We start from the raw sequence: 15,335 nt of genomic DNA on the forward strand, positions 1-15,335 counted from the left end.
AGCCCTACGTATGATTGCCCCACTAACCAAATAGCTAAGATTAAACCAAACGTATTATTGGGTTTATTCAAGGTTGTTTATTCAGTCAAACTGCTTATTGGGTGACTGCCATTAAGCATTAGATGTTTATATTAAATGATAGGTGATTATTATGACTAAGATTATTGGAATTGATTTAGGTACAACAAACTCATGTGTAGCCGTTATGGAAAATGGTAAATCAAAAATCATTGAAAATGCAGAAGGTAGTCGCACTACTCCCTCGATTGTGGCTTATGCAAACAATGAAACCTTAGTGGGGCAACCAGCAAAAAGACAAGCAATTACCAACTCTAACAATACCTTATTTGCGATAAAGCGCTTAATTGGCCGCAAATTTGATGACAAAGAAGTACAAAAAGACATCAAGTTAGCCCCTTATAAAATTGTAAAAGCAGACAACGGTGATGCCTGGGTTGAAATCAATGGTAAAAAGTTGTCGCCACAAGAAGTGTCAGCACAAATATTACGTAAACTAAAAAAAGATGCTGAGGCTTATTTGGGTCATCCAGTAACAGAGGCGGTCATTACTGTGCCTGCCTATTTCAATGATTCGCAGCGTCAAGCAACCAAAGATGCAGGTAAAATTGCTGGGCTGAACGTCAAACGTATTATAAACGAGCCGACTGCAGCAGCCTTGGCGTATGGCGTTGACAAAAATAAAAAAGCCGACCAAAAAGTAGTCGTTTACGATTTAGGTGGTGGTACCTTTGATGTATCGATTATTGAAATCTCTAATGAAGGCGGTGAAAAACAATTTGAAGTATTAGCCACTAACGGCGATACCTTTTTAGGTGGTGAAGATTTTGATTTATGCCTAATTAACTACCTTGCAGATGAATTTAAAAAAGACAGTGGCATTGATGTACACCAAGATTCGTTAGCCTTACAGCGCATTAAAGAAGCGGCTGAAAAAGCGAAAATTGAATTGTCATCTACTATGCAAATTGAGGTGAATTTACCTTACATTACGGCTGATGCCAGTGGCCCTAAACACTTGAATGTAAAAGTAACCCGAGCTAAATTAGAATCATTAGTGAATGATTTGATTAAAAATACTATCACACCCTGCGAGCTAGCATTAAAAGATGCGGGTTTAAGCAAAGGGGATATCAGCGAAGTCATTTTGGTGGGTGGTCAAACACGTATGCCAAAAGTACAAGAAGCGGTTAAAACCTTCTTTGGAAAAGAGCCTCGTAAAGATGTCAACCCAGATGAAGCAGTAGCTATGGGAGCAGCGATTCAATCAGGTGTGTTATCAGGGGCAGTGAATGATGTGTTATTACTTGACGTCACCCCATTGTCACTGGGGATTGAAACCTTAGGTGGCATTATGACTAAACTGATTGAAAAAAACACCACTATACCATCACGGGCATCGGAAACGTTTTCAACGGCCGAAGATAACCAAGCAGCGGTAACCGTGCATGTATTACAAGGCCAACGTGAAATGGCGACAGATAATAAATCATTAGGTCAATTTAACTTAACGGATATTAAGCAAGGCCCAAGAGGTTCGGTACAAGTGGAAGTCACCTTTGATATTGATGTGAATGGTATCTTAAAGGTATCAGCCAAAGACAAATCAACCGGCAAGGAACAAAGCATTGAAATTACCGCGTCAAGTGGTTTAACAGAAGATGAAATTAATCGTTTGGTTCAAGATGCAGAGCAACACGCCACGCAAGACAAACTAAAGCGTGAGCTAGTTGAGCAACGTAATCAAGCAGATCAATTAATTCATACTGTTGAAACATCAATGACAAGCTTGACTGATACACAACAAACAGAGCTTAAAAACTTAATTGAGCAACTTAAAATGGCGGTTAATGGCGATGATAAAAACGCGATTGAAATGCGACAAAAAGCGTTACAAGATGCTTACAGTCATATCATGCAAGCCGAGCAATCACAGCAAAAGGCGCAATCTAAAGCAGGGCAGCAGGAAAACACCGCTACAAGTGATAGTGCTAACGATGATGTGATTGATGCAGATTTTGAAGACGTCAGCAACGGTTAATCATTCAATGATTTATGTTTAAGCATATTGTTCTAATCTAGGTGTAACCCCCCTTAATAATCCTTATTAAGGGGGGTTATTGTTTAGTATAAACCTGTTCATAGAAAAACATTTAGAGTCACAGAGTTTTATTCCCTCAATCTAAACTATCATTTAATTATATCGCCTGAGGTGCAGTGGCTATGCAATCAACTTAAGGAAAGTAATGATACCTTTGTCTTGGAAAAAGCGCTCTGGTAGAAAATCGATAGTCATTTTGTTGTTTGTCACTGTGCTGGCTGCAGTATTTTTTTTCCGACGCCCAATTGCCATTAACAGCATAGAATACCTTGCTGAACAACAGGGTTTGAATATTTCGTGCCTCGATTTCTCAATGAATTGGCAACTTAACATCAAAGTTAAACAAGCCTGCATTACCCTTCCAACAGGCGAGATTTTGGTTCGTGAAGCCATATGGCAACCCTGGCCCAACATTTTAAGGATCAAACGGATAAACGTTAGACACCATGCAACTAATCATCAAGTTGATAAAAAGCACTCAAGGGAAAATCAAACAAATCAGATAAAATTACCAGACTTTTTACCAAAAATAATTATCTCAAGTCTTCAAATTCACTCTTCTGAATTACTTAAGCCCTTATATTTAAGTGTTAACACTATTGATAATAACGAGTTTCATATCAGTGGAGATGTAAATGCTAGCGTCAAAATACTTCAAAACACTATAATTGGCAGTTTAGTATGGAGTGTTGCGGATCTTACGAAGTGGGTACCTCGAGCGGAAAACTTGGTCACAAAAAATGCTGATTTATTCAGAGATGTTGCCTTAGATGAAATCAAAATAAAAACCCACTTAATCTTTGATGGTAAAATGCTTAGCGCAGATAATAGCTTTAATATAGACAGCCGTATTTATGTATCAAAGTGTCCCATTGATGCTGTTATTGATGGAAATGTGTTAGTTGACATAGAAGTTAGCACTCTGAATATCGGTTTGGATTTAAGCCAACTTTCAAGTCATGTATCAATCGATCATTGTCCATTATTGCGAGACTATTTTGCAGAAGATGATTTACCTCAGCTGTCTTTAATCTTTGAGCATAAAGTGGCGATAGATAAAACTCAAATTAACCTGCCGAGCTTACACATTGTAGATAAACGAAACCCCAATCGCAGCATCGTTCTCAATGAACTTAACTTTAAAACAATAGGTGAACTTGCATTTAACTATAACATCTCACTTAAACAGCCTATCAAGGCTAAAAAATTAACGGCCGGCATGCTGGACTTCCAAGGCAATGGTTTATTTTCTGCGGAGATGTCGACATTGAATACACCAAATATTCAACAGCCATTTAGTTGGAAAATCATCGATGATAATAATCAACTAGTAATATCTGATTTGAAAATGGACGCATTGCTTATTAGCGACCTAACAAGTGAATTTTCTTTCATAGATCTTAGCGTGAATAAACATGAAATCAAGGGCACAATTCATAGCTCAGTTATACAGGTAGGCGTTGTTGAACTTGCAAAAACAAGTAGCTTTTTTTCTCTTTTAGTTACTAACTTTAATGATGTGCAATTGAGTATCGATAACCAACTTTCCCAGCTGGATCACCCTAATTTTGGGATCCAGAATATTAGCAGTCACATAGATATAAATATAAAAGAACTTGAAACTCTGATTTTTTCGGGAGATTCGAGTGTCACAAACTTGTCTGCACATAATATCAATTTTATGCCCATTGATGTGACTCATACTGGTCAGGTAAGTTTATCGAATATGAGTATTTCTAGTGAGCATAAAATCCACTTAGAACATGGGTTTTTGGTTTCACTTGAACAGCAACAAACGCATGCAACACTACAAATAGCAAAACAAAACATCGTTGACTTACAAAGCACTATTTCACAGTTTGAAAATGCACTGGTGGTCAAAGAAGGTAAACTTACAGCCAGTATTGAATTTACCTTGCCACTAAAAGATGAAAAGTTTTTCGCACAAGGTAAGGCAGACTTTCAAGGGGTATCTGTTAAGTATCAAGACTACCTAATTAATAATATGACGTATCAAACGCCACTCACTTATAATTCAGCAGGACTTCAGTTAGCCGAATCTACTCTTCACATTGATTCAATTAATGTGGGGGTGGCGATTGAACAACTTAAAGCGAACGTGATTGCAAAAGGCAGCGAGTTTTGGCTGACACAAATGGAAGGCGAAATATTTAATGGTCAATTTTCATTGGGTCACTTATGGTTAGACAGACGAGAGCAGCAGTTTAATATCAATATCCAGAATATTGATTTAGCTGAGCTTATAGCCTTGCAACAGCAACCTGGGATCAAAATTACTGGCCGTGTTAATGGTGATATGCCGTTTATTATGAGCAAACAAGGTGTAAGGATTGAAGATGGCTGGGTGTCGAGTCTATCGGGAGGAAAGTTGACTATAGTAGACAATCCATCCTTTGATTCCGTTAAAGTGCAACAGCCACAATTAGTGTTATTAGAAAATCTTGACTTCACCAAGCTCGAAAGCAAAGTGAAGTTCACTCCAGATGGCTGGGTGTTTTTTGATTTCGCCCTTCGAGGTAACAACCCTGTTAAAAAACAGAGTGTCAATTTTAACTATAGCCATCAGGAAAATATATTTGCTTTACTAGAATCGGTACGATTCGTTAAATCAGTAGAAAATAAAATTGAACAGAAAATAACCCAAGGAGGTGAAAAGTGAAAATAACATGTTTGGTGCTTATGGCGACGGGGGTCCTATTTGCTTGTACACATAAAGTTCAAGTCGAAACCAAGGAGCCAATTACAATCAATATTAATGTGAAAATTGATCATGAAATTCGAGTCAAAGTGGATAAAGAGCTTGATGATGTATTTAGTGATGATAGTAACTTGTTTTAAGCCAATTTAGGAACAACCTCATGAAAAACAGAATATTTACATCCCTTACTATTGTCAGTTTGCTTTTTAGCAGTATTGCTTTTGCAATAGGTTTAGATGAAGCCAAAGATAAAGGTCTAGTGGGCGAAAAAGACAACGGCTACTTAGGAGTAGTCATTGCCCAAAAAGATGCACAAGGCTTAGTCGCTGATATCAATGCTAAGCGAAAAGCAGTATACGTCGAACTCGCAGCTAAAAATGGTATTACCTTGCAGCAAGTAGAAAAGTTGGCCGCTAAAAAAGCATATGACAAAACCAGTACGGGACATTATTTGTGGGTAGGTAACCAATGGGTTAAAAAGTAGTTTTAGTAGAGTAAGATTAAGCGCAAGTAAACAAACTTTATATTGATACCTAAAACACTCAACGGTTATATCACTTCATAGGGAAAAGTGACCACTGAAAGAGTTTAAAAGATACTTAAAGTAAGGTGCCCGAGCTAGGTCAAAGAAACAAAGGAAAAAGTTCTCCTGTCTATTGACTTGAGTTATCGCTATCCAAATTATGGCTCTGGGCACAAGCTTTACATATACATTTTTTATCTTTATCTGCATTAAGGACTTGGCATAACAAACTATCGGGAAACGTTATTGCGCTATCCATACACCAACAAGCTGCACCTTTTTCACTGGGTGATAGGTTACCGCAAAAATTATTTTCGCCACACAAAGGACAACGGTTAGGAGTGGTACTTTTTTCTAAACTCAAGACTGACTCAATAAAATTAATTATGTAAATGTAAAGATGCAAGTAAACAGGACATCCATGATAAGCGCTTTCATAATAACTAAATTATGGGTTCATCTATTGAGGATGACATGCAAAGTCCTATGGATGAGTTAGTAGTTCGACCATTAGCCGTTGAAAATTTGACCGCTGAATATAATATAACGATACATGCGATGATTATCACTAGGATAATTAAAAGTAATTCCAAGACCTCAAGGCTGACATTATCCTGGCAGATTGTGAATAACTGATGTTTACCAACAATTAATAATAGAGCCGTTCTCAGGAGGCAAAGACGCTAAGCAAGGCTTTACCAAACATAGCTCAAAAATGCCCCAAAAATACGCGTATTAAAAAAGCGTTTAAATCACCGATGTGCTGCCAAATTCCTCTATTAGATCTATGGCTATAATTTCCTGAGCTTTGCGGGCATCAAAGTCCACACACTGGCTATTGTTCCATGATTGGTAGCGGGGTATATCTCGGTCACCGACATTAACGAGGGTCTCCCAGACCATTAAGCATTGTTCAATTGGAGCAGCATGAGTGTTGGCGGCAATCTTAGCCAGCACGCTAGTTAATGTCTCTAATTCAAAACCTAAGGCGAGTAACTCGTCTTTGTCGAGGCGCACATAGGCTTTTTTGGTGCTTGTGTAACCTTCCCAATCAAATCCAAGAGACAAATCTGGCGTTCCTGTTGCTGCAAAATCACCCCAAACATTCATAAATGTTCGGTTCATTTGCTCGCGCGCTTCCCCTTCTGGGTAGATGTAGCTGGTAATGGGGCCGTACTTATAATCACCACTGACAAATGAAATATCGGTGCCATGTGCAGCGCCAAGGATATTGGGAAAATCAATAAAAAAGGAAGTAGCCTGATGATCCCAATCAAAACGATAGGCAAAAAGGTTTTTATAACCTGCCCGCTCTAGGGCATCCAGGGGCTCATCGACCCCACGCGCTTTCCAAGCCTGTGAGCGCACCCGCACCCAAAAGTTAAAGAGTTGAGGATCTTTGATCGACACAATGGGTGGCAACCACTTAGTAAATAGATAGCGAGTACTCATAAAATAGCGATGCAACCCCAACCAAAGGGTGACCTCGTCTTTGTTCGCTCCGGATATGATAGGGACTTGTTTTGCATAAAGGGGATTACCTAAAGCGCTTGCCAAGCCCTCTTTGGGAATAACAATACCGTCATTAGTCGTTAGTGGTTGATAATTAATAACACCGGGTTTATCAGAATATAGTGTTATTAAAGAGGCTGCACTGACACTTTTAAGGATGGTGTGAAGTTGCTCTGGCGTTTTTAACGTCTGACTCTGAACCTCTTGTGAGGCTAGCAGCTCTTCAACCACACGCCATGAACCCTGAGTGACATAGGCATTTTCATCCTGATGATCATAGGCATTCTCTAAGCTGTTGCTTATTGTGTAACCGGACTGTGCAATGGCTTTGTGAAACAAGCCCTTAGACAAGGGCGTTGCAAGCATGGTGTAAACGTTATGGGCGCCAGCAGATTCACCAAAGATGGTGACATTATCCGGGTTGCCGCCAAACGCAGTAATATTACTTTGCACCCACTTTAAGGCCTCAATAATATCTAAGCTGCCAAAGTTTGAGCTTTTATCGAGCCCATTTTGCAAGCCCTGAATAGCTGGATGAGTAAACCAACCAAGAGCTCCAAGGCGGTAGTTGATCGCCACCACGATGACATTTTTTTCAGCCACTAAATTGCTATAATTGTAGTAATCCTTGTGGCCAGTGATATTGCCTCCCCCATGGATCCAAACCATCACCGGGTAATTTTTATCTATAAAATCTTTCGGAGCACGAATATCAAGATACAAACAATCTTCATTACCCACAATCCCATCACCAGCAATCCCCCCATAATTAGAAGCTTTTTGAACACAAGATGTAATAGGCTTGTCGACGATGATATTCTGAGGTGTACTCAAAGGCCGCGGCGCCCGCCAGCGCAGGTCGCCCAAAGGGGGCTGTGCATAGGGAATATCAAACCAACTGACTACTGACCCAGAAATGGCATAAGATTGGCCTTGGGTGATCCCAGATGAGGTGTTTATGGTGTGTTCTGTAAGGCGAACAATTTCAGGCTCTGAATCGTCAAAGAAACCATAAGATGATAGCGATATAATAATAAATAAGACGCTACAAACGCCGATTAGCTGTTTCATAATATATTCTTGTTATTGTTGCAATGCCACGACCATACAAATTTCACGTGAATGATACGATTGAAACAGCTTATTTGATCACAGCCTTATAGACAATATAATCTAATCGACAGGTAAAAACTGCGATATTAAGCTTTTTGAAATATCATAAATATTGGAAAACTCTGATTTAAGAATTGGTTTCAATCCTGTTCATTTAAACTGGGAATGTAAGATTATACCCATTGCCGGTTAAGTGAAAAGAACACCAAACCTCTTGGTTATTCAATTTCGTTAAATTCACCAACGCTGGCTATATACATGCATTTGGAAATTCAATGGTAAGCCCCTACCTAGGTAATGCCACTATTGCCCATTTACACCTTGACCATTCTGAAGGTTAATCTAAAGCGATGATAAATGAGAGTAGCTTTATAAATTAGTGGAATAATTTAAACAACCCATACCAAGCATCATACATAAAAAGACCGCTTTTAAGCGGCCTTCACACATTAGAATCGTCTATCGATTAATGGGTTAAATCATCAAAAAACTTTTTTACACCATCAAAAAAACCACTTTCTTTGGGACGGTTCTTAGCAGTATCTTTTCCCGTTCCCATAGAGTTTTCCAATTGGTTTAGGAGTTCTTTTTGACTGGCACTTAAATTAACGGGTGTTTCGATGACCACTTTACAAATTAGGTCTCCTACACTGCCACTGCGAACTGACTTAACACCTTTATTACGCAAGCGGAACATCTTGCCCGTTTGAGTCTCAGCAGTAATTTTAAGTTTAACCTTACCTTCTAATGTAGGAACTTCAATCTCACCGCCTAACGCAGCACGAGTGAAACTTAAGGGTACTTCACAGTAAAGGTTGTTACCTTCACGAGTAAATATTTTGTGATCACGAACATGTACTTGTACATACAAATCACCAGCTGGCGCGCCCATTTCACCGGCTTCACCTTCACCCGTTAACCGAATTCTATCGCCTGTATCAACGCCGGCTGGTACTTTAACCGATAAGGTTTTTGTTTTTTCGACGCGCCCTTGGCCATGACAAGGTTTACAAGGGTCAGAGATAATTTTACCTCTACCAGAACAAGTCGGACAGGTTTGCTGAACTGCAAAGAAACCTTGGCGCATTTGCACTTGGCCTTGACCATGACACGTAGGGCAAGTAGTTGGGTTAGAGCCTTTTTTCGCACCAGAACCGTCACAACTTTCACAACCAGCGAGTGTTGGCACACGAATTTCGACGCTTTTTCCTTTTACCGCTTCTTCAAGAGATAACTCTAAATTATAACGCAGGTCAGAACCCTGACGAGCACGAGATTGACGACCTCCGCCTCCACGTCCACCACCAAAGATATCGCCAAATACATCACCAAAGATATCGCCAAAGTCTCCGCCTTGACCGCCACCGCCGCGATTAGGATCAACACCGGCATGACCATATTGATCATAAGCCGCGCGTTTTTGCGAGTCGGTTAGCATTTCGTGTGCTTCTTGCACTTCTTTAAATTTTTCTTCCATAGCTTTATCACCCTGAGTTCTATCTGGGTGGTATTTCATCGCTAGGCGCTTATAAGCCTTTTTTATCTCGCGTTCGGTGGCACTTTTGTCCACACCCAACACTTCATAATAATCTCGCTTCGACATCTCGATCTGTTACCCTGGGGTCTTTAGTTACTTATTTTAAATAACGAACATCGTTATTTTTTGTAAATTCTTAATAAAAACAAGGCGCAGTCAGTATAACCTGCTGCGCCGAGTTAAACTATTGAGTCACCTCAACAGACAATTTATCTGACAAAACTTACTTTTTGTCGTCTTCTTTGACTTCTTCAAATTCAGCATCAACCACATCATCATCTTGTGGCTGTGCGCCTGCATCAGTTGGCTCACCAGATTGAGCCGCGCCTTCAGCAGCAGCCTTGGCTTGCGCCACTTCCATCAACTTGGCCGAAGCTTGAATAAGTTCTTGAGTTTTTGTTTCAATCGCTTCTTTGTCACCTTCTTTGACTGCTTCTTCAAGCGCAACTACAGCGGTTTCAATTTCAGTTTTATCTTCTTCACTCAACGCATCGCCAGCTTCTTCAACCTGATTACGCGTACTGTGGATCATGCCATCAGCTTGGTTACGAGCTTGGACAAGTTCTTCAAATTGTGCATCAGCTTCTTTATTGGCTTCAGCATCTTGTACCATCTGTTCCACTTCTTCTTCACTCAAACCAGAAGATGCTTTGATTGTAATTTTTTGTTCTTTACCTGTGTCTTTATCTTTTGCAGACACATGTAAAATACCATCAGCATCGATATCAAAAGTCACTTCAATCTGTGGTGCACCACGTTGAGCCGCTCTTATACCCTCAAGGTTAAATTGACCTAAAGATTTATTACCTGAAGCTTGCTTTCGCTCACCTTGAAGACAATGAATCGTTACTGCTGCTTGGTTATCTTCAGCCGTTGAAAAAGTCTGAGATTTCTTAGTAGGTACAGTGGTGTTCTTCTCGATGAGAGTAGTCATAACACCACCCATTGTTTCGATACCCAAAGACAGAGGCGTCACATCAAGTAACAACACATCTTTCACATCACCAGATAATACGCCACCTTGAATGGCCGCACCAACAGCAACTGCTTCATCGGCGTTAACGTCTTTACGAGGCTCTTTACCGAAGAATTCAGTTACATACTTTTGGACCATAGGCATACGTGTTTGACCACCTACTAGGATAATATCGTTGATATCACCTACAGATAAATCTGCATCAGCTAATGCTTGTTTCAGTGGCTCAAGGGTTGCTTTAACCATTGATTCTACTAAAGACTCTAATTTTGCACGAGTAAGCTTAATGGTAAGGTGTTTTGGACCAGACGCATCAGCTGTAATATAAGGCAAATTCACTTCAGTTTGTTGAGCAGAAGACAGTTCAATCTTAGCCTTCTCACCCGCTTCTTTTAGACGCTGCATAGCAAGCGGATCTTTACGAAGATCCATCCCCGAGTCTTTCTTAAACTCTTCAACTAAATAGTTAATGACTTTGTTATCAAAATCTTCACCACCTAAGTGAGTGTCACCGTTAGTCGCTAACACTTCGAACGTATGCTCACCATCAGCTTCGTCGATTTCGATGATAGAGATATCGAACGTACCCCCCCCTAAATCATAAACGGCAACAACACTGTCACCTTTTTTCTTATCCATGCCGTAAGCAAGGGCAGCAGCAGTTGGCTCATTAATAATACGTTTCACTTCAAGACCGGCAATACGACCTGCGTCTTTAGTCGCTTGACGCTGAGAATCATTAAAGTATGCAGGAACTGTGATAACCGCAGCAGTAACTTCTTCACCTAGATAATCTTCAGCCGTCTTTTTCATTTTTTTCAAAACTTCGGCAGAAATTTGTGGTGGCGCCATCTTTTCATCTTTTGCTTCAACCCATGCATCACCATTGTCAGCTTTGACAATCTTAAAAGGCATGATGTCGATATCGCGCTGTACTTCTTTATCTTCCCAGCGACGACCGATTAGACGCTTTATTGCGAATAAGGTGTTTTGTGGGTTGGTTACAGCTTGGCGTTTAGCGGGTTGACCCACTAATATTTCTCCATCTTGAGAATAAGCAATGATGGAAGGAGTTGTGCGATCCCCTTCTGCATTTTCTAATACTTTTGCTACGCCGCCATCTAACACTGCTACACATGAGTTAGTTGTACCTAAATCGATCCCAATGATTCTACCCATTAGTTTATCTCCAAAAATTGTTCTTAAAAACTTGTACACTTTGTGGGGTTATTATTTTAGTTTTCAACATTTCGTTGCAAAAAACCTTCACAAAACTGCAATTATGTTTGTCTCCTGACCCCATCTATTGATGGATCAGTAATTAGGCTTGAGTATCGACTCCAGCTTCTGGCGCTCTGGTTACCATAACCATGGCAGGACGTAATAACCGGCCGTTTATCTCGTAGCCTTTTTGCATCACTGCCAACACTGTGTTGGGTGCCAGCTCTGCATTTTCTTGCATCGACATAGCTTGATGCTTTTCTGGGTTGAAAGGTTGACCTTGTGGATCAATTACTGACATTCCAAATTTTTCAATCGTGCTTAAAAACGACTTAAGCGTCAGTTCAACACCATCAACAATAGGTTTTATAGCTTCGTCTTCTGGGTTAGCCACTTGTAATGCACGTTCTAAATTATCGGCTACAGGCAACAATTCGCCGGCAAATTTTTCCAAAGCAAATTTGCGAGCCTTGTCAATTTCCCCTTGAGCACGTTTGCGCGCATTATCTGCATCAGCAATAGCCCGCATCACTGAGTCTTTTTGCTCAACCACCTTAGATTCTGCTGCAATAACAGCGGCTTCTAATTCAACAATACGTTGTTGATCTTCAGTCAACTCAACAAACTCTTGATCCGCGTCTTGTTGTTCTACTTCTACTTCTACTTCTATATCTGTTTCTAACTCTTCACCTTGCTGAGGTGTTTGTTCATTTGACATGCTTAGCTCCGTATACTCTTTCAGCAAATTTTTAACTGCCACTATTAATGGGGCTATATTTATAAGCTTCAAGGGCTGATAATTGATGTTTTTTTGATTTATTTATTATCATGAAGCAGCCATGAACCATCCCTCATAATAGACTCATCAAATAAAAGTACTAAACGTCTCATTTATTCTAAATAATTTATGATAGATGCTTGCTTAATTTAAGTAATATTGCACAGCGATATATTCGATTTGTATGCTATGCGGTTTGGCGGATGTTGGTTACAAATACCGAGGGTAATTCGCCTAAGATTATGTTTTATAAATGATTGATTACTTTTGCATGTTTATGTTTTGTGTAGGGTATTAATTGTAATAAAGCGATGTGATCTTTGAAAAGGCAAAGCTTTAATAAACAGTACTTCACATATTAAGCAGTTGGGTAGCAACCGTTGATGTATTATACAAATAGACGATGTATTATGACAGCGTGAAATTCACCCATATGATTTATAATATTGATTTCCCTAAAATGCGCCAATCGCCTATTAGGCAGCAGCACTGCCAAAGTTCTCAAATGAACAAACCTGCAGTATTAAGCAGTAATATAAAACTGAAAAACACATAAATGAACAATAGATACTCATTTGCAATATTAATCTCAACCAATCAAGCCTAATAAATAAACACGATTGTTAAAACAGTGCATACAACATGCCTCAATTTGAAGACGTTACACGCCAGCAAACAATCAGTTTTTTAGGTATTATCTACACATAAAAAGGAACGAAAAAAATGAGTACGGTCACACTTCTTGATGGAGGCATGGGGCAAGAGTTGTTGCGCAGAAGTTCACGAGTCATAACACCTATGTGGTCTGCTGATATCATGTTGAATGAGCCGATACTGGTGAGAGATTTACACCGTGAGTTTATCGATAGCGGTGCGCGCGTCATCACACTCAATAGTTATACTGCGACACCACAACGCCTAAAAAGAGAAAATGAACTTCACCAATTAGAAAACCTTCATCAGCTGGCCATGAATGCAGCGCAAAAGGCAGTTGAACTGTCTCAGCGCAACGATGTTGCAATAGCAGGCTGTCTTCCACCCTTGGTGGCTAGTTATCGCCCAGATGTATCCCTGTCATTCAAAGACTCACTTGACACCTACCGTCGACTTGTCGAACTTCAATCACCCGCTAGCAATTTATTTATATGCGAAACGATGTCTTCAATTACCGAAGCACGTGCAGCCTGCACTGCTGCTCTCGAAAGTGGTAAACCTGTATGGGTTGCATTAACGGTCAGTGATGCACATCCACAACAATTACGAAGTGGTGAATCCCTAGAAGAGGCTTTGCAAGCACTCGCTTCTTTTGATACTCAGGCAACATTATTAAACTGCAGTCAACCTGAAGCAATTACTGCGTGTTGGGAGCTTTTAAGAATGACACAAAGCAAGGTTGGTGCTTATGCCAATGGTTTTATATCAGTAGACTCATTGTACCCTGGAGACACAGTCGAGGAGCTGAGCATTCGTCAAGACATGAGCCCACAACAATATGCGGAACACGCAATGAGTTGGGTAAGAAATGGTGCATCAATTATAGGTGGCTGCTGTGAAATTGGACCGGGGCATATCAAAGCGTTGCACAGTAAATTATTCGATGAAGGATTTATCTAGGCAGAGGTTCAATTTATCTAGATAAAAAGCTCACATGGAAAGCCTTCATAAATAATGTGCACATATATTACAAATATTACAAAAATTTTGACGAGGGCCCCATGAGCCCTTCTTTTCCTTAATTTTTATCCTTATTCAAAACGCCACGGTTAATTTGGTCACGTTCAATCGATTCGAACAATGCTTTAAAATTACCTTCACCAAAGCCATCATCACCTTTGCGTTGAATAAACTCGAAAAACACCGGACCCAATTGGGTTTCAGAAAATATTTGCAGCAACAGTCTTGGACCATCTTCTGTGGTGCCATCCATTAAAATCCCGCGTGTTTGCAGTTCATCAACAGACTCGCCATGATTGGGTAAACGACCTTCAAGCAACTCATAATATGTTTTTGGTGGCGCTGTCATAAATGGCATCCCCATGCTTTTCAAGCGATCCCAACAAGCCACTAAATCATCGCAACTGAAGGCTATATGTTGAATACCTTCACCATTAAATGCCCGCAAGAATTCTTCAATTTGACCTTTACCGCCCTCACCTTCTTCATTCAAAGGAATACGAATTTTACCATCAGGTGCGGTAAGTGCTTTGGATGTTAAACCGGTGTATTCACCTTTAATGTCGAAGAAACGGACTTCTTGAAAGTTAAACAATGTTTGGTAAAAGTCAGCCCAATATTTCATGCGACCGCCATAAACGTTATGCGTTAGGTGATCAATGACATTAAAGCCGGCGCCAACGGGGTTGCGGTCAACACCATCAATGTAGTCAAAGTCGATGTCATAAATAGAAAGCTCATCGCCATAACGGTCAATTAAATAGATAATAGCGTTACCGATACCACGAATAGCGGGTAAACGAAGTTCCATAGGACCCGTTTCAACAGCAACTGGCTCAGCACCCTGAGCTAATAAATACTCATAAGACTTAACCGCATTTTTCACTCTAAAACCCATTCCACAGGCAGATGGGCCATGTTCACGAGCAAAATACCAAGCCGCAGATTTTGGCTCATAGTTCGCAATTAAGTTGATGCCACCTTGACGCCATAATTGGGCATCCTTGGTACGGTGATTTGCAATTTGAGTAAATCCCATTACGGTAAATACTTTTTCTAATTGCCCTTTTTCAGGAGAAGAAAATTCAATGAATTCAAATCCGTCTAAGCCCGCTGGATTTTCAAATAAGTCAGCCATTATGCACTCTCTTTAGTCATGTCTA

11 protein-coding genes are annotated in these 15,335 nt (G+C 40.1%); 5 read left to right on the top strand and 6 right to left on the bottom strand.

Annotated elements, in window-relative coordinates; all coding sequences use genetic code 11:
• Positions 1-151 precede the first annotated feature (151 nt).
• The 4 genes from dnaK (Q0Y52_RS04030) to Q0Y52_RS04045 all read left to right on the top strand — a co-directional run bounded on the left by dnaK (Q0Y52_RS04030) (position 152) and on the right by Q0Y52_RS04045 (position 5,322).
• Positions 152-2,059, top strand: a complete 1,908-nt coding sequence (dnaK, locus tag Q0Y52_RS04030; RefSeq protein ID WP_297818343.1) for a molecular chaperone DnaK — start codon at positions 152-154, stop codon at positions 2,057-2,059.
• Between the two features lie 205 nt (positions 2,060-2,264).
• Positions 2,265-4,799 (top strand): YdbH domain-containing protein, encoded by a 2,535-nt coding sequence (locus Q0Y52_RS04035; RefSeq protein WP_297818346.1) that lies wholly within the window; start codon positions 2,265-2,267, stop codon positions 4,797-4,799.
• Between the two features lie 20 nt (positions 4,800-4,819).
• Positions 4,820-4,978 (top strand): YnbE family lipoprotein, encoded by a 159-nt coding sequence (locus tag Q0Y52_RS04040; protein WP_297818576.1) that lies wholly within the window; start codon positions 4,820-4,822, stop codon positions 4,976-4,978.
• Positions 4,979-4,998: 20 nt separating this feature from the next.
• Positions 4,999-5,322: a YdbL family protein gene (locus Q0Y52_RS04045; RefSeq protein WP_297818348.1), complete on the top strand. Its 324-nt coding sequence runs from the start codon at positions 4,999-5,001 to the stop codon at positions 5,320-5,322.
• A 169-nt stretch (positions 5,323-5,491) separates the two neighbouring features.
• Here the strand turns inward: Q0Y52_RS04045 and Q0Y52_RS04050 are convergent, their stop codons facing one another.
• From Q0Y52_RS04050 to grpE, 5 genes are all read right to left on the bottom strand, one after another.
• Positions 5,492-5,767: a cysteine-rich CWC family protein gene (locus Q0Y52_RS04050; RefSeq protein WP_366939237.1), complete on the bottom strand. Its 276-nt coding sequence runs from the start codon at positions 5,765-5,767 to the stop codon at positions 5,492-5,494.
• Positions 5,768-6,108: 341 nt separating this feature from the next.
• Positions 6,109-7,944, bottom strand: a complete 1,836-nt coding sequence (locus Q0Y52_RS04055; protein ID WP_297818351.1) for a carboxylesterase family protein — start codon at positions 7,942-7,944, stop codon at positions 6,109-6,111.
• Positions 7,945-8,452: 508 nt separating this feature from the next.
• Positions 8,453-9,589: a molecular chaperone DnaJ gene (gene dnaJ, locus Q0Y52_RS04060; protein WP_297818355.1), complete on the bottom strand. Its 1,137-nt coding sequence runs from the start codon at positions 9,587-9,589 to the stop codon at positions 8,453-8,455.
• Between the two features lie 157 nt (positions 9,590-9,746).
• Positions 9,747-11,678 (bottom strand): molecular chaperone DnaK, encoded by a 1,932-nt coding sequence (gene dnaK, locus Q0Y52_RS04065; protein WP_297818357.1) that lies wholly within the window; start codon positions 11,676-11,678, stop codon positions 9,747-9,749.
• Between the two features lie 142 nt (positions 11,679-11,820).
• On the bottom strand, positions 11,821-12,438 hold the full coding sequence (gene grpE / locus Q0Y52_RS04070; protein ID WP_297818359.1) for a nucleotide exchange factor GrpE: 618 nt from the start codon (positions 12,436-12,438) through the stop codon (positions 11,821-11,823).
• A 783-nt stretch (positions 12,439-13,221) separates the two neighbouring features.
• On the opposite strand from grpE, the gene Q0Y52_RS04075 reads away from it, so the two are divergent.
• Positions 13,222-14,112, top strand: coding sequence for a homocysteine S-methyltransferase family protein (locus tag Q0Y52_RS04075; protein ID WP_297818362.1), 891 nt, complete (start codon positions 13,222-13,224; stop codon positions 14,110-14,112).
• A 118-nt stretch (positions 14,113-14,230) separates the two neighbouring features.
• Here Q0Y52_RS04075 and hppD read toward each other — a convergent pair whose 3' ends face one another.
• Positions 14,231-15,310, bottom strand: coding sequence for a 4-hydroxyphenylpyruvate dioxygenase (gene hppD, locus Q0Y52_RS04080; RefSeq protein WP_297818364.1), 1,080 nt, complete (start codon positions 15,308-15,310; stop codon positions 14,231-14,233).
• Between the last annotated feature and the right edge of the window lie 25 nt (positions 15,311-15,335).

Origin of the sequence: uncultured Paraglaciecola sp., assembly GCF_943787955.1 — a bacterium.
Lineage (GTDB): Bacteria > Pseudomonadota > Gammaproteobacteria > Enterobacterales > Alteromonadaceae > Paraglaciecola.

Bases quoted from the DNA above. Each gene is read 5' to 3' on its own strand.
- Q0Y52_RS04040 (WP_297818576.1), top strand. From the start codon at position 4,820: ATGGCGACGGGGGTCCTATTTGCTTGTACACATAAAGTTCAAGTCGAA.
- grpE (WP_297818359.1), bottom strand. From the start codon at position 12,438: ATGTCAAATGAACAAACACCTCAGCAAGGTGAAGAGTTAGAAACAGAT.
- Q0Y52_RS04045 (WP_297818348.1), top strand. From the start codon at position 4,999: ATGAAAAACAGAATATTTACATCCCTTACTATTGTCAGTTTGCTTTTT.
- dnaK (WP_297818357.1), bottom strand. From the start codon at position 11,678: ATGGGTAGAATCATTGGGATCGATTTAGGTACAACTAACTCATGTGTA.
- Q0Y52_RS04035 (WP_297818346.1), top strand. From the start codon at position 2,265: ATGATACCTTTGTCTTGGAAAAAGCGCTCTGGTAGAAAATCGATAGTC.
- dnaJ (WP_297818355.1), bottom strand. From the start codon at position 9,589: ATGTCGAAGCGAGATTATTATGAAGTGTTGGGTGTGGACAAAAGTGCC.
- hppD (WP_297818364.1), bottom strand. From the start codon at position 15,310: ATGGCTGACTTATTTGAAAATCCAGCGGGCTTAGACGGATTTGAATTC.
- dnaK (WP_297818343.1), top strand. From the start codon at position 152: ATGACTAAGATTATTGGAATTGATTTAGGTACAACAAACTCATGTGTA.
- Q0Y52_RS04075 (WP_297818362.1), top strand. From the start codon at position 13,222: ATGAGTACGGTCACACTTCTTGATGGAGGCATGGGGCAAGAGTTGTTG.
- Q0Y52_RS04055 (WP_297818351.1), bottom strand. From the start codon at position 7,944: ATGAAACAGCTAATCGGCGTTTGTAGCGTCTTATTTATTATTATATCG.